Origin of the sequence: Neobacillus drentensis (assembly GCF_036965425.1) — a bacterium.
Classification (GTDB): domain Bacteria; phylum Bacillota; class Bacilli; order Bacillales; family Cytobacillaceae; genus Neobacillus; species Neobacillus drentensis_F.
Map to the genome: position 1 here is coordinate 1 of NZ_JBALPP010000026.1, position 20,360 is coordinate 20,360.

The following is a 20,360-nucleotide window of genomic DNA, read 5'->3' on the forward strand; positions in this document are numbered from 1 at the left end:
GCTAATAAGGGGGTAGCATTAATACATCATATTGCTAGCAATTATATAGGAGGTTGATATTAAATAATAACATGATGCTAGAATAAAAAAAGAACACAGCTTCGAAAGTGTGTTCTTCTTTATTTGACGGCTTTTCTCGTACTCTCCGACGCAAAATCGGCAATGATGACGAGAATCATATAGCATAACAATAATAAGGTAATCTCGGTATATTGAAAAAAGCTCATCGCTAATTTAAATTCCATTCCTAAACCACCAGCACCGACAAATCCTACCACAATCGTGGTCCTCATGATGACTTCCCATCGATAAAGAATATACGTAAGAAATCTAGGTAACACGGTCGGCAGGATACCGTAAAACAGTATCTGAATCTTAGACGCACCGGCAGAAGCTAGATTACGAATGGGTCTCGGATCCATATCCTCAATGACCTCCGCCCACAGCTTCCCAAGAATACCAAAATTGTGAAGCGCAAGTGCAATCGCTCCAGGCAAAAGCCCGGGTTTAAAAATAAAAATAATCATCATCGCCCAAACAAGCTCGGGGACCGCCCGTGAAAAAATATAAATAATCCGAACGATTCCGAAGAGAGGCCAGTTATACCATTTTTTTACTGACGTCAAGCTTCCATTGGCCATATTTCTAGCAGCCGGAATTACCGTAATAAAGGCAGCAATCGTTGCAAAACCAATGGCCATAATACTCATCTCGAGTGTTTCCAGGGTTAGTTTTAAAGCAGATGACCATCCGCTTGCATCCAAGAATGCAGGGTGTTTTTCATTCACCCCAACTAGGCCTCCAAAGAACTTTTTCGCATATTCAAGATTTTTATCCGATAGCAATTCCAATAAATTTGCCTTATCTCCGCTAGTAATATATACCCAAGAACCGATAATAAGTACAAATGCCAAAAGAGCTGAACCCCAGCCAGGGCTGAATCCTTTCCGGCGCTTTCGTTCCGTTAGGGCTTTTCGGACCGAATTACTCCAAACATCTACTAATAAAACAAGCCCAATTAGAAATAATACATAAGTCCAAACTTGATCATATTTCAAATCAGCAAGCGATAGCTGAATTTGATAACCCAACCCTCCAAGACCCACAAAACTCATAATTGCGGAGGAACGGATCGAACACTCGAACCGGTACATTGTGTAGCTGATCAGATCCGCCCAAACGAGGGGAAGATACCCATAAAAAAGGGTTTGAAGCCTGGAAGCGCCAGTGGATTTTAAAGCCTTAATTGGCTCGATAGGGACATCACTTAACATATCAGCAAAAATTCGTCCAAGTATCCCGCCATAAGGAATGGCAAGTGCAAAAATGGCCGCATATGGAGACAACCCAACCGCAGCGACAAAAAGCCAGGCCCAAATGAGCTCATGGATGGAACGGGTAAATCCTAAAACACCCCTAAAAAATATCTTAGATGTAAGACGGGCAACCCTGCTCGAAGTTAACGTACCGGAAGCAAGAATACCAACGACAAACGCATATATGATAGCAAGTGACATCCCGGCGACAGCGTAGGCAAGGGTTATCCAGGCTGCCTCAATGCCCTTCATTAAAACATCCGACGAAAAATCTGGATGAAACAGACCTTCAAAAATCTGCAGCATGGTTGGAATACCACCTGCATGAAATAAATCAGTATTCCATTTAATGGAGAAGAGGCTCCAAATAAAAATGGCCGCCAACAATAAAGTCAGCATAAAACGATTATGCAATCGAAAGGAGGATACGAGTCTGCTCATTTTACCCGCGCTCCTTTAGTTGATAAAGGTCCGCTAACAACTCGTCCGTTACGTTTTCTGTTGGCAAATCAAAAAATAATTCTCCATTTTTAAGGGCAATGATTCTAGAAAAATATTTGCGCGCATATTCCACCGAATGCAAGCTGGCAATCATCGTTTGTTTTCGTTCTAAAACGATATTCGTGAGCATGGCCAATATATCATCTGCCCGGGCAGGGTCAAGCGATGCTACCGGTTCATCCGCTAAGATTATTTCCGGATTTTGAACCATTAATCTCGCCATTGCAACACGCTGTTGTTCGCCGCCTGATAATGTCGAAGTGATTTCGTATGCCTTGTCAGGTAAGCCAACTCGCTCAAGTGCTTGGATGGCCGCTGCTTTTTCTTGAGGAATGAGTAAGGAGAATAAGGATTTCATAAACCCCCAATCAGCTAATTTACCAGCCAACACATTATGAATCACGGCGAGTGGTCCAATTAGATCAAATTGCTGGCGAATTACGCCGACCTTTTTCGCAAAAACCTTACCTTTTCTATAAGAGGTTATGGACATGTTATCAATCAGTAAATCGCCATGCTCAAGTGAGAGCAGCCCCGCAATCGAGTTCAACAGCGTTGTTTTTCCCGCACCGCTTGGGCCAATCAAGGCTACTGTTTCTCCTCTGTTAATAGAAAAAGAAAGGGAAGATAGGGCTATCTTCCGCTCATAATGTTTTGATATGCTCTTTGCTTCAATCATTTTATATGAAGACATTTTAACACCTACTACTTAATGATCTTTAGCTCTTTCGCTACCTTTTCAATCTTTTGATAATTATCATTTTTAGTTTCTACAAATTTATCTGTTTGGAAAAAGTCCGTGATATCTTTTTGATCAGTTGTAATGGAAAGAATCGCGTCTTCTACTTTTTTCTTTGCACCTTTTCCGAATACATCATCGACATTGCTATTCATGGTCCAGTTATAGTCAAAGAAGGCAGGAGTAGTATAAAATACTTTGACTTTATTGGTATCAACCTTTCCCTCTTTTACAGCAACTTGCCAAACCGCTTCATTTAAAGCACCAGCTTTAAACGCACCTGATTCAACTAATTTATAAGTGGTATCATGTGATCCTGAAAAATTTGGTTTTCCGTCAAAGTCCGTATTTGGATTAATACCAGCTTCTGAAAGAAAATAACGTGGCATTAAATGTCCAGAAGTTGAACTTTCACTTCCAAACGTAAACGATTTTCCTTTTAAATCTTTAAGGGTATTAATTCCTGATCCGGCTTGAGTAATAAAGACCGAATGGAATTCTGCATCTCTTGGTCTTTGAGCGAACGAATCAGCATCTGGCACAAGGTTTCTTGCTTGCACACTTGTCAAACCGCCAAACCATGCCATGTGGATTTCACCACGTTGAAATCCCGTAACAAGGGCTGCATAGTCAACAGAAGGAACGAATTCAACCTTCATACCCGTTTTTTCACTTAAATATTTCGCAACTGCCGTCATTCCTTTTTCAAGGTCTGCAGCATTTTGGTCTGGAATGGCACCAATTTTAAATACTTCCGTGGTTTTTTTGGTTTCTTTTTTCTCTTCACTTGCTTTATCATTCTTTTGACCGCAAGCTGCAAGTGAGAATACTAACATTGCAAGAATGATCACTGAAAGCCATTTTTTCATTTTAAAATACACCTCGTTTAATTTTGTAAATAGTATAAATGTCTTAGCCTATTTCATTATAAGTAAAGGATATTATCGAATAAATTCAATAAATCTATTTATCCTATCGATATCCATCGATTATTTGAATAGTAAAATAGTGGTAAAACTCTGAAAATCCAGTATTAATAAGAAAACCCCTGCTAAAACGGCAGGGGGTTGACTGTTTTTCTTAAACTGTTAATTGTGACCATTCTTCGACATTCCAAACTTTTGTAATCCAATCTTCATAGGTCCCCGAATGTATGCGATAAATTTTCGACGTTTAATAAGCTCATTTTTTGTAATCCTCGCTTTGTTCAAGAATTATTACATTATTACAAAATAATAGAATTTCATAGATTCGACTAGGTTTTTTTGTGTGAAAAATACTGTAAATAAATTGGGGATGATGCATATTCCTTCTTAAAATGAGGATAATCTAAATAAAAAGGAAAATTTTATGATTGGACTTTTAATTGCGATAATACTATATAATTTTATAGCCTTTAAAATTAAAAGAAGAATGAGCTCCAATCAAATTGTTCACATTTGGTTTTTTACGATTGCCTTTGAGACGTTGTTTGATGTATTTGTCGAATTTAAATTTCATGCGTATTGGTATTTTTCTAAAGATATTGATTGGCGGGGAATCCTTCCTCATATTTTTTTAGTCCCTGCAGCCAATGTTATCTTTCTAAATTGGTACCCTCAAAAATCTTCAAAATGGAAACGGCTATTGTTCTTTTCCTTTTTTGTAGTCGCTATTTTACTATACGAACGGTTCACGTTACTGCCTCCTCCATGGGGATATTTTCATTATGGCTGGTGGAGACTGTGGCACTCGGCCATTCTTGACCCCCTCCTTTTGCTTATTTTACTGGGATTCTATAAGTGGATCTGTAAGTTAGAAAAGAAAGCTGCTTATAGATGAAAATTTATTTTTCCTAATGAAGGAGTTTAATCAAGCCCTTTAGCTTGTACATATCCTATTGAAAAGGATTGGAAGAAGGGGAAGGCTTGGATTTTAATAAAGACGGAATTACAATTGGGACTGTATCTGGGGGCATTGTAAATTTTGGCGGGGCGGTTTTTATTTCTCCCATTTCGGTTACAAAAACGGTCACAGGTTCAGGAAGTCAAAACACTGGAGGGAGCAGCACGAGAAATTCGGCACAAAATGCACCCATCCAAAATAATCTATCAGATTTAATAGAAATAGTAAGACGGAGCCTAGAATAGCTCCGTCTTTTATATTAGGACGCTTTTAGCTCATGAACATTTGTTTGCTCTTTGCCCCGCTTTGAGACATTAAACACTATGTTTAAGAAAATAGCGGTTAAGCTGCCAGCAACAATTCCATTGTTAGTTAGAATTTTGACGCTCTCTGGCAAATGGTCAAAAAGGGTAGGAACAGCGGTTACACCAAGTCCCATGCCAACAGAACAAGCAATAATCAATAGATTTTCTTGGGAAGCGAATTCTACTTTACTTAACATCTTAATTCCATAGGCGATAACCATTCCGAACATGGCCACCATTGCACCACCTAGAACAGGGGTAGGGATTACCGTGGTCAATGCCGCAATTTTCGGCACAAACCCTAGAAAAATAAGCATTCCACCCATCGTATAGATGACGTTTTTCCCTTTAACTCCAGAAAGCTGGACAAGCCCGACGTTCTGTGAGTAGGTGGTATATGGAAAGGCATTGAACAATGCGCCGATGATACTCGCAAGACCCTCAGCGCGGTAACCTTTGGTTAAATCTTTTTCCGATAATTTTTTACCCGTAATATCGCTAAGGGCAAAATATACACCTGTCGATTCTACCAAACTTACAATGGCAACTAATGTCATGGTAATAATTGGTGTCAATTCAAAAGAAGGGGTGCCAAAGTAAAATGGTTTTACCATATGGAACCATGAAGCATCACCCACAGCGGAAAAATTCACTTTTCCCATAATAGCCGCTGCCAGTGTACCGGCAGCTAAGCCCAGTAAAATCGAGATGGAACGAATAAATCCTTTTGTAAATCGATAAAGCAAAATAATAAACAGTAAAGTTCCGAAAGCTAAACTAATATTCGAAAGGGAACCAAAATCAGGACTGCCTTGACCGCCGGCAATGTTATTCATTGCAACCGGAATTAAAGTGATCCCAATAATGGTAACTACAGATCCAGTAACAACCGGTGGGAAAAATTTAATTAATTTTCCGAAAAAGCCAGAAATAAGAATCACAATAAGGCCAGATAGAAGGATGGAGCCGTAAATTGCTGAAATACCATATTGGCTTCCAATTGCGATAATTGGACCTACTGCCGTAAACGTACAGCCAAGGACGATGGGCAGGCCGATTCCAAAAAAGCGATTCTGCCAAACTTGTAAAATAGTTGCAATCCCGCACATTAAAATATCAATCGAAACTAAGTAGGTTAGTTGTTCCCCATCAAATTTTAGGGCGCCGCCTACGATAAGCGGGACAATGACCGCTCCTGCATACATTGCTAGTACATGCTGAATTCCTAAAGAAGCAATTTTGAATGGATGTTGTTTCATTAGACTAACTCCTCTACATTTTCGTTGACAAAGCTAACCTCTCCGTTTGAGAGAGAGGCAACTCTTGCTAAGGATTCGACCCTTAAGCCAGCCTCTTTTAGAAGTTGAGCCCCTTCCTGAAAGGACTTTTCAATGACGATGCCAATCCCGGCAATCTGTGCACCTGCCTGCTCCACAATTTCCACTAAACCAAGTGCAGCCTGACCATTGGCGAGAAAGTCGTCAATAACCAGCACTCGATCCTCATTTGATAAATATTTTTTTGAAAGAGATATTTCGTTTGTTTCGTTTTTAGTAAAAGAATGGACAGTGGCTGTCAATAAATCATCGTTTAGGGTTAACGATTTTCTTTTTCGAGCAAAAATAACAGGAACCTTCATATATAAACCAGCCATCACTGAAGGTGCAATGCCAGAGGATTCTATCGTTACGATTTTGGTGATTTTCTCATCTGCAAATCTTTCAGCGAATTCTTTTCCTATTGCTAGCATTAATTCTGGATCAATCTGATGATTTAAAAAGGAATCAACCTTTAACACATGTTCTGAAAGAACCTTTCCATCCTTTTTAATTCTGTCTTTTAATAATTCCATGTTGTACCCCCTAAGAAAAATAAAAAGCCCAAAAGCCATTACCCACACCAACATTTGAGTGGGGCAATGACCTTTGGGCTTATAACCGAAAGGAAAAAGAATAAGTCCGAATAAACGGCTTCTCATTACCCACTCATAGTCAGATTGTTAACGGCAATCCGGTAGAAACTTGCGGGCCATATCCCCGCGATTATATGAGTGAAACTTTTTATGAATTTATTCACATTATAGCATGCTGAATAGGTAAATCAATCATTTTTTACAAAAAAGCGAATAATTAAAGTTAATTTACAACTTTCGTTCGGTTTTTGAAAGAGTTTCCATGGATGGGAACCACAGGTAAAGACAAGCATTGAATAACCATTCACTTTCCTGTACTATTAATATTAGTCGTGTAGTCAGAAAATTCAAAATTAGTTCGCAAAAAAATACTAACCAGTCAGTAGATTGTTTGGAGGAATGAAAATGGTAGAAAAAATACGGCCTTATTGGCCAGACCAGCTTCCGGCCCAACTGGAATATTTGCAGGGCGAAAAGCCGCTAGTTGATTACTTAGAACAACACGGAAACCAACGGCCGAAAGATCTGGCTTATATTTTTTATGGCACAAAGATTACCTGGGGAGAGCTATTAGATTATGTAAACAAGTTCTCACATTATTTGCACGATAAAGGGGTTAAGAAGGGAAGCTGTGTTGCGCTCTACTTGCAAAACTGCCCGCAATATATCATCGCTCATTTCGCCATTCAAAAATTGGGCGGCATCGTCATCCCGTTAAACCCGATGTTTAAAGAAAATGAGTTGGTTTATTACTTAGAAGAAGCGCCGATAGAAGGAATCATTGCCGGTTCCGAAGGTATTCCCCTTATTAAAAAAGCAATCGAAAAAGTACGTCCTCTGAATTTTGTTGTTACAACCAACTATGATGATTTCCTCCCAGACCAAACAGAATGGAAGTTCCCTGATGAGTTCCGTTTTCCAAAGCAATCTTTTGCTGAAACAGAGCATTTTGTTGACATTCTTTACTCTGAAATACCATATGAAGCAAAAGAAAATGTGGATTTATGGAATGATGTCGGTTTAATGGTATTCACTTCAGGGACTACCGGGCGTCCAAAAGGGGCGATGCTCACCTACGGGAATGCCTTATTTAAAACGGCCGCCTCGGCACAAGCAAATGGACTGAGCCAGGATGAAATTCTTATGGCCAGTGCGCCATTATGCCATATCGCAGGAATGGTTATGGGGTTAAATACGCCGGTTTACTCTGGAAGACCCTGTGTCTTGTTTTTAAAATTCGATCCATTCACAACCGTTGAAGCCATTGAAAAATACAAAGTCAGTTATTGGTACAGCATTGCACCAATGAACTGGTCAATCTTACAAATTCCTGAAATTGCTGAGAAAGATTTATCGAGCTTAAAAACGAATTTAGCAACGAGTTTTGGTGTTCAAGTAACAAAAGAACTCGCTGAACAATGGAAAGATGTCACTAACGGCTGTGTTCTTTATGAAGCCGCTTACGGTCTAAGTGAGACCCATACCTGCGATACTTATATGCCTAAGGAAAAAATTAAATTTGGGTCCTGCGGCATTCCCGTATATGATACGGAAATTCGCATAATCAATCTTGAAACAGGAGAGGAGCAGCCTCCAGGTAACCAAGGGGAAATAATCGTAAAAAATCCGGGTGTATTTAAAGGTTATTTAAACCGCCCTGATGCCACTGCCGATACATTAAGGGATGGATGGGTTCATACCGGAGACATTGGCTGCCTTGATGAAGATGGTTATTTATTTTTCCAAGGCCGTGTAAAGGAAATGATCAAATCCTCGGGATATAGTATTTTTCCTGAAGATGTTGAAGCGCTGCTCAACTTACATCCTGCCATTGGTCAATCCGCAGTCATCGGAGTTCCTGACCCAGTAAAAGGGGAAGTAGTTAAAGCCTTTGTAGTTTTGAAGGACACGGAAAAAGAAAAAGTAGGGCCGGATGATATTATCAAGTGGTCGAAGGAGAATATGGCCGCCTATAAATATCCTAGGTATGTGGAAATAATTGAACAGCTGCCAGCTACACCATCTGGAAAAGTACTAAGAAAATTGTTAAAAGAGAATTAGGAGAGGGAACTCATGGATCATTTACAGCAATTAACTGGAGAACTTCAAGCAAAAAAAGAAACAGCCCTTTTAGGCGGAGGCAAGGATAAAATTGCGGCCCAGCATGGAAAGGGTTTGCAAACTGCTCGAGAGAGAATTGAAATGTTAGCTGACCACGGCACTTTCATGGAGCTCGGTATGTTAAATACTTCGGATGTGAAAGGTACAGAAGATAAAAGCTATGGTGACGGACTGATTGCCGGTGTGGGGAAAGTAAATGGAAGACCTGCTGTTATCCAAGCGGGAGACAAGACTGTTTTTGCCGGCACAGAAGGGAATGTCCATATCCGGAAATCAAAAAGTATCCATGAATTTGCCATAAAAAATGGGTTGCCGATTTTTTCACTGCATGAAGGCGGCGGCCTTAGGATGCCGGATGGGATGGGATCCGATGGAATTAGTGATAAATTATTCCCTCGAGAAATGTTAACGCTTCATCGTCAAGTTCCAACGATGACGGCTATATTAGGCGACAGCTTTGGAGGGCCGACATGGGCTGCCGTGTCCTCCGATTTTGTTACCCAGCTCCACGGAACTTGCATGGCGATAGCGGGGCCACGAATGCTTGAGCTTGCTAATGGCCAAAAATTGTCACCGGAAGAATTGGGCGGAGTCGATGTGCATAACCGTTATACAGGACAAATTGATGAAGATGGTGCCAGCGAAGAAGAGTGCATGCAGCAATTAAAAACGTATTTTTCGTTTATGCCGCAAAATGCGGGGGAAAGGCCTCGAATGAAGGCAACAACCGATGATCCTTATCGTTTAATCGATGAAGTATTGACCATTTTACCACAGCAAAGCAACCGTGTTTATAATATGAAGAAAATCATTGATCTAATTGTAGATGATGGTATTACCTTTGAGTTTCAGAGAAAGTTTGGCAAAGGATTGATCACTGCTTTTGCCCATTTGAACGGCCATGTTGTCGGTATAGTTGCGAACCAGCCAAGTCATTATGCCGGGGCTCCAGGACCACAGGAATGCCAAAAGGCCACTGAATTTATTTGTCTGTGCGACTCCTACCATATTCCGCTCATTTTTCTTCATGATACACCGGGTTTCCGGATCAGCAGCGAAGCGGAAAAAGCAAAGATGCCGACAAAAATTATGGTTTGGAATCAAGCGCTTGCCTTATCAACTGTACCGAAAATTTCCGTTGTTATTCGTAAAAGCATCGGGGCGGCTTATGGAAATATGTGCGGACCTGGCATGGGCGGCGATTTGGTCGTAGCCTGGCCAACTGCGGAAATTAATTTTACCGGACCAGAGGTTGGAGTAAACGTTGTATTCGGCCGGGAATTGGCAAGGTCAGAAAATCCAAGTGAGGAGCGTAAAAAACTTTTAGAGCTTTGGTCCTTTGACAGTTCCCCATACAAAGCGGCCGCCAAACATCTAATCGATGATGTCATACAGCCAAATGAAACAAGGAAATTCCTCTGCCAATCGCTTGAATATTTACTTACATCAAAAAGAGAAAAAAGTGAACGACGTTTAGCAACATGGCCAACAGGGATCTAATTTATATAATGAAATCCTTTTTTTCAATTTTGTGTTTTTGTACGATTCGCTGATAAAATTTAAAATTCGCCGATAAACTGGTGAAATTCGCCGATAAATTCAAAAACTCGTATTTTAAGTGTGAATTTTAGACGGTACAAGTGCTGTCCTCTTTGATTTAACAGCTAATGATAAGAACCTTTCCAATGGATTGGTTCTTTTTCTTTGCAGCTAACTGTTTAAAATAACCTTCTGGCGAGTTGGGCAATCTAGATTTATAAAATTATTTTTATTTTTTTGTCCTCTACATATGAACATTTTATAAAAAGTGTGATAAAGTATATTACAGGAATCCTTTAATAAAGGCGTTTAGCGAAGATATGTGTGTCTTTCTGGAGTGGACAAATGTATGTATTATAACGACAAAAGGATGCTTAGATAATATAGGGGGTATTGAAAATGTCCAGTAACATTTTGGAGCAATTTTTAAACGAAAATCTTGAAGATTTAAAAGGCAAAGGCCTTTACAATGTCATAGACCCGCTAGAAAGTCCAAATGGACCAATGATTACCATTAACGGTAAAGAGCTTGTTAATCTTTCTTCTAATAATTATTTAGGACTGGCAACAGACGAGCGTTTGAAAAAAGCAGCTTCGGAGGCGATTGTTCAGTATGGTGTCGGTGCAGGAGCCGTTCGAACCATTAATGGGACGCTGAAGCTTCATGTTGAATTAGAGGAAAAGCTGGCTGAATTTAAACATACAGAAGCAGCGATTGCGTACCAATCCGGATTTAATTGTAATATGGCCGCTATTTCAGCCGTTATGGATAAAAATGATGCTATTTTATCCGATGAATTGAACCATGCCTCCATCATTGACGGCTGCAGACTTTCAAAAGCAAAAATAATCCGCTTCAATCACTCTGATATGGAAGATTTACGAGCAAAAGCGAAGGAAGCGAAAGAATCAGGCCAATACAATAAAATCATGGTCATTACGGATGGTGTATTTTCCATGGATGGCGATGTTGCCTTATTACCTGAAATCGTAAAAATTGCTGAAGAATTTGATTTAATTACATATGTCGATGATGCCCATGGTTCTGGTGTTCTCGGGGAAGGAGCAGGGACGGTCAAGCATTTTGGTTTGTCCGATAAGATTGATTTCCAAATTGGAACACTTTCAAAAGCAATTGGGGTTGTCGGCGGTTATGTTGCCGGTAAGAAAAACTTGATTGACTGGTTAAAGGTTCGCAGTCGTCCTTTCTTATTTTCAACCTCATTAACCCCGGCAGATGTGGCTGCAAGTAAGAAGTCCATTGAAATCTTAATGGAAAGCACTGAGCTTAATCAAAAGCTTTGGGAAAACGGCAACTATCTGAAAAAAGGATTAAAGGAATTAGGGTTTAATATCGGAAACAGCGAAACGCCAATTACACCGTGTATCATTGGAGAAGAATCACTTACTCAACAATTTAGCAAGCGGTTAAATGAAGAAGGCGTTTATGCAAAAGCGATTGTCTTCCCGACTGTTCCTCAAGGTACGGGACGGGTCCGCAATATGCCAACTGCGGCACATACAAAAGAAATGCTGGATAAAGCAATTTCAATATATGAAAAAGTCGGCAAAGAAATGGGTATTATTTAAGACTAAATTGACTGAGGTGGAGGAGCATCATGAAGAAAATATTAATTACGGGTGCATTAGGGCAAATTGGCTCTGAATTAACGATGAAGCTAAGAGATATTTACGGAACAGATAATGTAATCGCTACAGATATTAAAAAGAATGACAGTGAAGCCGCCCAAAGCGGTCCATTTGAGATCGTAGACGTTACCGATTTAAACTCCATGGTTGAGATTGCCAAAAAATATAAAGTTGATACGGTCATGCATTTAGCCGCACTGCTATCTGCTACTGCTGAAGCCAAACCAGTATTTGCTTGGAATTTAAATATGGGCGGACTAATGAATGCCCTTGAAACAGCAAGGGAGGTAAACGCACAATTTTTCACACCAAGCTCAATCGGAGCCTTTGGTCCAACAACCCCAAAGGATGACACACCGCAGGATACCATTATGCGCCCTACCACCATGTATGGGGTAAATAAAGTAGCAGGCGAGTTATTATCTGATTACTACTTCCATAAATTTGGAGTAGACACACGTGGACTGCGTTTTCCAGGCTTAATTTCTTACGTTGCCTTACCAGGCGGAGGAACAACAGATTATGCCGTTGAAATTTACTATGAAGCAGTCAAAAATGGTAAATACACATCTTACATTGATAAAGGCACCTATATGGATATGATGTATATGCCAGATGCATTAAATGCGATTATCGACTTAATGGAAGCAGACGCATCCAAATTAATTCATAGAAATTCATTTAATGTTAGTTCGATGAGCTTTGATCCTGAAGAAATTGCTGCAAGTATTCGGAAGTACATCCCTGGATTTAAAATTGCCTATAAAGTGGATCCTGCCCGTCAAAAGATTGCAGACAGCTGGCCAAACTCAATTGATTCAACGGCAGCAAAAGCGGAATGGGGCTTTAAATTCGACTACAACCTAGACAAGATGACAAAGGATATGCTTGATAAGCTGCAGCAAAAATTACAAATGAAAATTTCTAGTTAATCAAAAAACAGCGAAGGACGACTTCGCTGTTTATCTTTTTACATAAATAAGCTTATCTTTTTTCTCGGTTACTCTTCCAATAATCGATGCATGTCCTAATCCATTTGAATGGAGGCAATCAACATATTGCTGTGCTTCCGATTCACTTATGGAAACCAGAAGACCTCCAGAAGTTATGGCATCACAAAGGACTAGCTGCACTTCAGGTAAAATCTCTTCATATACAACATCATCATTCAACCATTTATGATTCGATTTTGATCCCCCGGGTACAACACCATCCCTCGCAAGGTCAACAGCACCTTCTAATACCGGCACTTGTGAAGAAGCTATTTCGAAGCTGACATTGCTGCCTCGAGCCATTTCACTGCCATGTCCCAGTAACCCAAATCCGGTCACATCCGTTACGGCATGCGGGTTATAGTCTGTTAAAACTTGAGCGGCAGTTTTATTAAGCATGGCCATGGTTTCTGTTACAGCTTGTTCCTGCTCTTTTGTTACAGCACTTCTTTTAATTCCGGTGGTAAGGATGCCAACTCCAATCGGTTTTGTTAAAACAAGTACATCACCAGGTCTTGCCCCAACATTTTTCCAAACCTTATCAGGATGAACGATACCCGTCACGGACAGCCCGAATTTTGGTTCCTGGTCATCGATGGAATGGCCGCCAACGGTAATCGCCCCAGCTTCCTTTACTTTGTCAGCAGCACCGCGGAGAATTTCCGCCAACATATCTGCACCAAGTTTTTTAATCGGGTATCCGACAATGTTTAGAACCGTTTTCGGTTCGCCTCCCATTGCATAGACATCACTTAATGAATTGGCTGCCGCAATTTGCCCAAACATATAAGGATCATCCACAATCGGGGTAAAGTAATCGACCGTTTGAATTAAGGCAATTGTGTCAGTTAAACGGTATACACCGGCATCATCGCTTGTTTCATGTCCCACTAACAATTCAGGGACAGGGTCTTGTTTTGGTAATTGACGCAAAACTTGCGCCAGGTCCTCTGGACCAATTTTACAGCCTCAACCAGCTTTCGTTGATAAAGAAGTCAGGCGAATTTTTTCTTGTTCACTCATCACATGTCCACCTCCACTTAAATAGTATAACAATTCCGCTTATAGGAGCAAAACATTTGCGGTAGAATAAGCTGTAAGATAAAATGTTTCTACTATAGAGATATTAGAAAGTTTCAAAGGGGGTACATATATGAAAAATTATCATGTGATTGTTGAATTTTGCATGCAATGAAACTATGCACCAAAAGCCGCGAGTTTCGCGGAAGAATTATTTAACCATTTTTTTCGTGACATAAAAAAGATGGAGCTCATCCCAAGTTCCGGTGGCGCTTTCGAAGTAACGGTTAACGGGGAGAAGATCTATTCTAAACTTGATACGGGCATTTTTCCGGATACAGAAGAAATCATTGAAATTATAGCAGCAAAATAAATAAAACCCTCATACCAAAACGGTTATGAGGGTTTTTTAATTTTGCAGTAATACTATTATGTAAACTACTGCAAAAAAAAGATTTTAAGGCAGTGTAATGTAACGATTTTTTCCAAGTCCCTTTTCAGTTTTTGAAATAAATATCTCTAACACTCCGTTTTTAAAGGCAGCGTTTACTTTATGATCAATAATAGAGAAGGGGAAATCGATGGTACGTACTCTTTCTGAGGATGCTGCGGATAAAGAAGAGGTTTGTTTTTGCGCTGTTATATCAAGTCTTCGATCTACCATTTTCACAGTTATTTCTGAGCTATCATATTCATCCAGTACCGCTTCAACAATCCAATCGTCATCTGTTTCATATAAGTCAATGCGAAATTGGGTAAAATCACATAAGGATGTTAGAGGATCCAAAAAGTAATTTTTCATCCATTTTTCCACTAGTTCATAATCGATGGATCGATTTTGAGCAGTGTTCCTTTTTTTCATTTACTTATCCTCCTTGCTCGTTTCATATTATTCATCAGCCATAAAAACGTGAAAATGTTATAATAAAATAAATATTTCACCTAACTAGTAACCATTGCAAAGGAGTTTTGGTCATGAAGGAATGGCTTCGTTCGATTCCACCAGTACATGAGTTTCAGAACCATAATCGGTTTTTGTCACTCTTAGAGGAAAGTCGGTTGGATTTTGTTCAACTTTCAAAACAGATGAAAGAAGTAGTAGATGATATTAGGTCTTCTATATTAAACGGGCATTGGCAAAAAGCAAAACCTGGTACAATGGAATTTATTAATGAAGTTTTTGACTTGCTTGAAAAAAGATTAAAATCCCATTTTTCTCTTACACTTGAAAATGTTATCAATGCAACAGGGACGATCTTACATACTAACCTTGGCAGAGCTAGGTTAAGCGAAAATGCCATTCAACATGTTGTGGAAACCGCCCGAAATTACTCGAACCTTGAATATAAACTGATGGAAGGGGAACGAGGTTCACGTCATAGTCATGTTGAAGCATTAATCAAAGATATTACAGGTGCAGAAGCTGCCATGGTAGTTAACAATAATGCCGCAGCGGTTTATCTTGTTTTAAGGGCCTGTGCTGCGAAAAAAGAAGTTATTGTCTCACGCGGACAGTTAGTTGAAATTGGCGGTTCGTTCCGTATTTCTTCCATCATGGAGGAAAGCGGCGCAAATCTTGTAGAAGTAGGAACAACCAATAAAACTCATCTTTACGACTATGAAAAAGCCATAAGTCCCGAAACCGCTATTGTTATGAAGGTACATACAAGTAATTTCAAGGTTGTCGGCTTTACAAAGTCAGTCGAGACCGAGGAATTAGTGGATTTAACCAAAAAGCTGGATCAAGTGATTTTTTATGAAGATCTGGGCAGTGGTGCACTTTTCGACTTTAGAAAACATGGGGTTGGCGACGAACCGGTGGTAAAAGAGGTTATTGAAATGGGAGCGGACGTTGTGACTTTTAGCGGCGACAAACTTCTGGGCGGTCCTCAGGCTGGGATTATTGCTGGGAAAAAAGAAATTATTGACCGGTTGAAAAAACATCAGTTAGCAAGAGTCCTTCGGGTTGACAAGATGACACTTGCCGCTTTAGAAGGGACGTTAATTGATTATGCCCGCGGCGAAAAAGCGATGCACAATATTCCTGTAATTCGTGATTTGTTAGTTACACTTAATGAATTAGACGTAAGATGTTGCGGTTTTGTTACAAATTTATTACAAAGAACTAATGAATATGAAACAAAAATTTTTCAAGACACAAGCCAGGTAGGCGGAGGAACCATGCCGGATGTAGCCTTGCCGACTATGGTCATTGCCTTAAAACATAATACCTTGTCTGCCGAGCAGCTTGGACGGAAACTGCGCACCGAAACAAAGCCTGCCATTATAGGGAGAATACAAAAGGACGATTTTCTAATTGATCTAAGGACCGTTACTGCTGAAGAGGAAGCAATTTTAATTGAAGCTTTGGTAAAAATTTAAGCGATACCCCCCTCATTATGGGTGAGGGGGGTATTCGATTACATGTCATGGTGTGAATTATGTTTGGCGCGGGTATGATTTCGATTCTTCACTTTATGAGAACCGCTCATAGGCTCTGGCTGTCCGGATTGTTTTGGAGCATTTTTACGCATATCTTTTCCATCGTTTTTGTTGGCCATTTTTTCATCCCTCCTATCAGTTAGGATGCAGAGCTTAAGTCTTTTTATGCTGAATATTTTTTATCGTTCTGTGCATTTTAACGGTATACAATTTTAAGGAGTGAATCATGAAATGACAGACAAATTCCCATATCATAAAGATAAACAGCAAGCATTCCAAGCTGCTCAGCAAGGATATGAAAATGCCCAAGGTCTATTTGAGACAATTGTAAGCGATAGTGCCAGCTATGGGCATCAGCTTAAGCACTTAAAAGACGAAGTAAACGAAGCCTATCAGCAAATTGAAAATGCACTTGAAGTAGCCTCTGAACATCAACGAGCTCAATTAGAACGTTTTCAGCAGGATTTGCAGTCCATGGTAACGGAAGTTAATCAAACAGAATAGTAAAAAGCAGGCGGAATGTCCGCCTGCTTTTATTGATTTTTCTTGCGCTTTTTATTATTCATTCTTTCCTTAGCTGTTAATTCCGGTTCACTTGCCAACTCCTCATTGAAACCGGCACCTTTTCCTTGTCCCTTGGCTGCATTCATCCCTGGAATGACATGATTAGACTTTCGTTTAACCACATAATCACCTCCTAATAATCTTACTATTTCCTTTCTAGTTTAAAAAATGACAATTAAAAAGTTTTTTGAGATAATAATAAAGAAAGCAGGTATTTTCCCATTGCAAAAAACTATGTAGCTTTGACAACATTTTCAAAATATTCAGAACAACTTACATAAAAAAGCATAAGAAAAACTTATCAACCGCAATAACTTTCTTGTAATTTACTTATGTAATAGGTTGTATTAAGATATGAATTGTGAGAAAAGTGAAGCAGGATGGGAAAATTCAATCTTTTCAACTTTTCGTGAAATTTGTTTATTTATGACGAACGAGGGGGTTTTTTACACATGGCGAAAAATGATGTATTTAACGCGCGTTCTTCCTTTGAAGCAAACGGCAAAACGTATCACTACTACCGTTTAAACGCATTGGAAGAAGCAGGCATTGGGAAAGTATCCAAATTGCCTTATTCCGTAAAAGTATTACTTGAATCTGTCCTTCGTCAATACGATGGACGTGTAATTGCTAAAGAACATGTTGAAAACTTAGCAAAATGGGGAACAAATGAGCTTCAAGAAGTGGATGTTCCATTCAAGCCAGCTCGTGTTATCCTGCAAGACTTTACTGGAGTTCCTGCGGTAGTTGACCTTGCTTCCTTAAGAAAAGCAATGGCTGACCTAGGCGGCGACCCAGATAAGATTAATCCTGAAAAGACTGTTGATCTTGTTATTGACCACTCTGTACAGGTTGATGCTTATGGATCAGCTGATTCTTTAAAAATCAATATGGATTATGAATTCGAACGTAATGCAGAACGTTATCAGTTCTTAAGCTGGGCACAAAAGTCCTTCAACAACTACCGTGCGGTTCCGCCTGCAACTGGTATCGTTCACCAAGTAAACCTTGAGTACTTGGCTGATGTAGTACACGTTGCAGAAGTCGACGGAGAATTAGAAGCATATCCTGATACATTAGTAGGAACTGACTCCCATACTACCATGATCAACGGTATCGGTGTTCTTGGATGGGGTGTTGGCGGTATCGAAGCAGAAGCTGGAATGCTTGGTCAGCCTTCATACTTCCCAGTACCTGAGGTTGTAGGTGTTAAATTAACAGGTGAACTTCCAAACGGTGCAACTGCAACAGACCTTGCACTTAAAGTAACTCAAGTACTACGCAGCCACGGTGTTGTAGGTAAATTCGTAGAATTCTTCGGCCCTGGCGTGTCTGTGCTTCCATTAGCAGACCGTGCAACAATCGCTAACATGGCTCCTGAATATGGTGCAACTTGCGGATTCTTCCCAATTGACAGCGAATCCCTTGAGTATATGCGCTTAACAGGCCGTGATGAAGAAGGTATTAATGTTGTTGAACAATATTGCAAAGCAAACGGCTTATTCTTCAATCCTTCTGAAGAGCCAGTCTATACAGATGTAATTGAAATCGACCTTTCTGAAATCGAAGCAAACCTTTCTGGTCCTAAGCGTCCACAAGATTTGATTCCACTTTCAAAAATGAAGGACGAATTCGTAAAAGCTGTATCTGCTCCTCAAGGCAACCAAGGCTTTGGCTTACAAGCTGATGAACTTGAAAAATCAGCGACCGTTAATTTCAACAATGGTGATCAAACCGAAATTAAAACTGGTGCAGTAGCCATTGCTTCTATCACTAGCTGTACAAACACTTCTAACCCATATGTTCTAGTGGGTGCTGGACTTGTTGCGAAAAAAGCAGTTGAACTTGGAATGGAAGTTCCTAAGTTTGTTAAAACTTCTTTAGCACCAGGTTCTAAGGTTGTTACTGGATACCTTCGTGATTCCGGATTGCTTCCATACCTAGAGCAAATCGGTTTCAACCTTGTTGGTTACGGCTGTACAACATGTATCGGTAACTCCGGTCCATTAAAAGAAGAAATCGAAAAAACTATCGCTGAAAACGATCTTTTAGTTACATCAGTTCTTTCTGGTAACCGTAACTTTGAAGGACGTATTCACCCGCTTGTAAAAGCTAACTATCTTGCTTCACCACCGCTAGTTGTTACTTATGCACTTGCTGGTACAGTGAACATTGACTTCGCATCTGAACCAATTGGTAAAGATAAAGACGGCAACGATGTATTCTTCAAAGATATCTGGCCAACTACTGCTGAAGTGAATGATGTAGTTAAGAAGACCGTTACTCCTGAATTATTCCGTAGAGAATATGAGAACGTCTTCGGTGACAACGAGCGTTGGAACGAAATCAAAACAAGCAACGAGCCTTTATACACTTGGGATGAGGATTCTACTTACATTGCGAACCCTCCATTCTTTGAAGGCTTATCACCAGAACCAGGCACTGTTGAGCCATTAACTGGACTTCGTGTTGTTGGTAAGTTTGGTGACTCTGTTACAACTGACCATATCTCACCAGCAGGAGCAATCGGTAAAAATACTCCAGCTGGTAAGTATTTATTAGAAAAAGGTGTTCAGCCTCGTGACTTTAACTCTTACGGTTCTCGCCGTGGTAATCACGAAGTCATGATGCGCGGTACATTCGCAAACATCCGTATCCGTAACCAAATCGCTCCAGGCACAGAAGGCGGCTTCACTACTTACTGGCCAACTGGCGAAGTTACATCTATCTATGATGCTTGCATGAAGTACAAAGAAGACGGCACTGGCCTAATGGTTCTTGCCGGTAAAGATTACGGAATGGGCTCTTCACGTGACTGGGCTGCGAAAGGTACAAACCTTTTAGGCATCAAAACAGTTCTAGCTGAAAGCTTCGAACGTATCCACCGTTCAAACCTAGTGTTAATGGGCGTACTGCCACTTCAATTCAAAGATGGCGACAGCGCTGAAACACTTGGATTAACCGGTACAGAAACCTTTGAAGTTCAAGTAGATGAGAACGTAAAACCACGTGATCTTCTAAAAGTTACTGCTACTGACGAAGCTGGCAACAAGAAAGAATTCGACGTTCTTGTTCGTTTCGATTCTGAAGTGGAAATCGATTACTACCGTCACGGCGGCATTCTACAAATGGTTCTTCGTGAAAAATTACAAGCATAATCTTTATGTAAAAAACACCATGCAGCTTTTGCATGGTGTTTTGTTCTTAAATACTGTATTGATCCGGTTACGGTAATTAGGAGAGGCTCTTAATGCCTGCATGCTTCAAAAGTGAACGGCTACGGTAATTTTAGGAGAGGTTCTTAATGGCCGGCAGCTTTAAAAATCAAGGGCAACGGTAATTAGAAGAGGCTCCTAATGCCCGCATGCTTCAAAA

At 40.1% G+C, this 20,360-nt stretch carries 19 protein-coding genes and 1 riboswitch; of the genes, 10 read left to right on the plus strand and 9 right to left on the minus strand.

Annotation, left to right across the window (positions count from 1 at the left end):
- Positions 1-119: 119 nt before the first annotated feature.
- Genes V7161_RS07395 through V7161_RS07405 form a run of 3 tightly spaced genes read right to left on the minus strand, consistent with a single transcriptional unit; the run spans position 120 to position 3,425 of the window.
- Complete coding sequence (locus tag V7161_RS07395; RefSeq protein ID WP_335443617.1) at positions 120-1,757, minus strand: PhnE/PtxC family ABC transporter permease; 1,638 nt, start codon at positions 1,755-1,757, stop codon at positions 120-122.
- 1 nt (position 1,758) lies between these two features.
- Complete coding sequence (locus V7161_RS07400) at positions 1,759-2,511, minus strand: phosphonate ABC transporter ATP-binding protein (RefSeq protein WP_335443619.1); 753 nt, start codon at positions 2,509-2,511, stop codon at positions 1,759-1,761.
- 11 nt (positions 2,512-2,522) lie between these two features.
- The gene (locus V7161_RS07405) at positions 2,523-3,425 is read right to left on the minus strand and encodes a putative selenate ABC transporter substrate-binding protein (RefSeq protein ID WP_335443621.1); all 903 of its coding nucleotides are present in this window, start codon (positions 3,423-3,425) and stop codon (positions 2,523-2,525) included.
- Between the two features lie 481 nt (positions 3,426-3,906).
- Between V7161_RS07405 and V7161_RS07410 the strand changes: the two genes are divergently transcribed.
- The gene (locus V7161_RS07410) at positions 3,907-4,377 is read left to right on the plus strand and encodes a hypothetical protein (protein WP_335443624.1); all 471 of its coding nucleotides are present in this window, start codon (positions 3,907-3,909) and stop codon (positions 4,375-4,377) included.
- Positions 4,378-4,463: 86 nt separating this feature from the next.
- Positions 4,464-4,685, plus strand: coding sequence for a spore germination protein (locus tag V7161_RS07415; RefSeq protein ID WP_335443625.1), 222 nt, complete (start codon positions 4,464-4,466; stop codon positions 4,683-4,685).
- Between the two features lie 14 nt (positions 4,686-4,699).
- Here V7161_RS07415 and V7161_RS07420 read toward each other — a convergent pair whose 3' ends face one another.
- Both V7161_RS07420 and V7161_RS07425 read right to left on the minus strand, forming a co-directional pair.
- Positions 4,700-6,004, minus strand: a complete 1,305-nt coding sequence (locus V7161_RS07420) for a nucleobase:cation symporter-2 family protein (RefSeq protein ID WP_335443627.1) — start codon at positions 6,002-6,004, stop codon at positions 4,700-4,702.
- Entirely contained in the window at positions 6,004-6,597 is a 594-nt protein-coding gene (locus V7161_RS07425; RefSeq protein WP_335443628.1) for a xanthine phosphoribosyltransferase, read from the minus strand. Before V7161_RS07425 ends, V7161_RS07420 begins: the two co-directional genes overlap by 1 nt.
- Positions 6,598-6,713: 116 nt before the next feature.
- Positions 6,714-6,815: riboswitch (purine riboswitch) on the minus strand.
- 247 nt (positions 6,816-7,062) lie between these two features.
- On the opposite strand from V7161_RS07425, the gene V7161_RS07430 reads away from it, so the two are divergent.
- From V7161_RS07430 to V7161_RS07445, 4 genes are all read left to right on the plus strand, one after another.
- Positions 7,063-8,718 (plus strand): class I adenylate-forming enzyme family protein, encoded by a 1,656-nt coding sequence (locus tag V7161_RS07430; protein ID WP_335443629.1) that lies wholly within the window; start codon positions 7,063-7,065, stop codon positions 8,716-8,718.
- Positions 8,719-8,730: 12 nt separating this feature from the next.
- Positions 8,731-10,278 carry an acyl-CoA carboxylase subunit beta gene (locus tag V7161_RS07435; protein ID WP_335443630.1) on the plus strand — a complete coding sequence of 516 codons (1,548 nt, stop codon included), beginning with the start codon at positions 8,731-8,733 and terminating at the stop codon, positions 10,276-10,278.
- A gap of 438 nt (positions 10,279-10,716) precedes the next feature.
- Complete coding sequence (locus V7161_RS07440; RefSeq protein ID WP_223589999.1) at positions 10,717-11,907, plus strand: glycine C-acetyltransferase; 1,191 nt, start codon at positions 10,717-10,719, stop codon at positions 11,905-11,907.
- Between the two features lie 29 nt (positions 11,908-11,936).
- Positions 11,937-12,899 carry an L-threonine 3-dehydrogenase gene (locus V7161_RS07445; RefSeq protein ID WP_335443631.1) on the plus strand — a complete coding sequence of 321 codons (963 nt, stop codon included), beginning with the start codon at positions 11,937-11,939 and terminating at the stop codon, positions 12,897-12,899.
- 30 nt (positions 12,900-12,929) lie between these two features.
- Here the strand turns inward: V7161_RS07445 and selD are convergent, their stop codons facing one another.
- Positions 12,930-13,982 carry a selenide, water dikinase SelD gene (selD, locus tag V7161_RS07450; RefSeq protein ID WP_335443632.1) on the minus strand — a complete coding sequence of 351 codons (1,053 nt, stop codon included), beginning with the start codon at positions 13,980-13,982 and terminating at the stop codon, positions 12,930-12,932.
- Positions 13,983-14,112: 130 nt separating this feature from the next.
- Between selD and V7161_RS30380 the strand changes: the two genes are divergently transcribed.
- Complete coding sequence (locus V7161_RS30380; protein WP_369075753.1) at positions 14,113-14,352, plus strand: Rdx family protein; 240 nt, start codon at positions 14,113-14,115, stop codon at positions 14,350-14,352.
- Positions 14,353-14,436: 84 nt separating this feature from the next.
- Here the strand turns inward: V7161_RS30380 and V7161_RS07455 are convergent, their stop codons facing one another.
- Complete coding sequence (locus V7161_RS07455; protein ID WP_335443634.1) at positions 14,437-14,841, minus strand: Hsp20/alpha crystallin family protein; 405 nt, start codon at positions 14,839-14,841, stop codon at positions 14,437-14,439.
- Between the two features lie 113 nt (positions 14,842-14,954).
- Between V7161_RS07455 and selA the strand changes: the two genes are divergently transcribed.
- A complete protein-coding gene (gene selA / locus V7161_RS07460) occupies positions 14,955-16,361 on the plus strand; it encodes an L-seryl-tRNA(Sec) selenium transferase (RefSeq protein WP_335443637.1) in 1,407 nt (468 codons plus the stop codon).
- Positions 16,362-16,399: 38 nt separating this feature from the next.
- Here the strand turns inward: selA and V7161_RS07465 are convergent, their stop codons facing one another.
- Positions 16,400-16,540 carry a small acid-soluble spore protein P gene (locus V7161_RS07465; protein ID WP_335443640.1) on the minus strand — a complete coding sequence of 47 codons (141 nt, stop codon included), beginning with the start codon at positions 16,538-16,540 and terminating at the stop codon, positions 16,400-16,402.
- Between the two features lie 112 nt (positions 16,541-16,652).
- On the opposite strand from V7161_RS07465, the gene V7161_RS07470 reads away from it, so the two are divergent.
- The gene (locus V7161_RS07470; protein ID WP_223589987.1) at positions 16,653-16,925 is read left to right on the plus strand and encodes a hypothetical protein; all 273 of its coding nucleotides are present in this window, start codon (positions 16,653-16,655) and stop codon (positions 16,923-16,925) included.
- Positions 16,926-16,954: 29 nt separating this feature from the next.
- Here V7161_RS07470 and sspO read toward each other — a convergent pair whose 3' ends face one another.
- Positions 16,955-17,107 (minus strand): small acid-soluble spore protein O, encoded by a 153-nt coding sequence (gene sspO / locus V7161_RS07475; RefSeq protein WP_066087231.1) that lies wholly within the window; start codon positions 17,105-17,107, stop codon positions 16,955-16,957.
- A gap of 330 nt (positions 17,108-17,437) precedes the next feature.
- On the opposite strand from sspO, the gene acnA reads away from it, so the two are divergent.
- The gene (acnA, locus tag V7161_RS07480; protein ID WP_335443642.1) at positions 17,438-20,143 is read left to right on the plus strand and encodes an aconitate hydratase AcnA; all 2,706 of its coding nucleotides are present in this window, start codon (positions 17,438-17,440) and stop codon (positions 20,141-20,143) included.
- Positions 20,144-20,360: the final 217 nt, after the last annotated feature.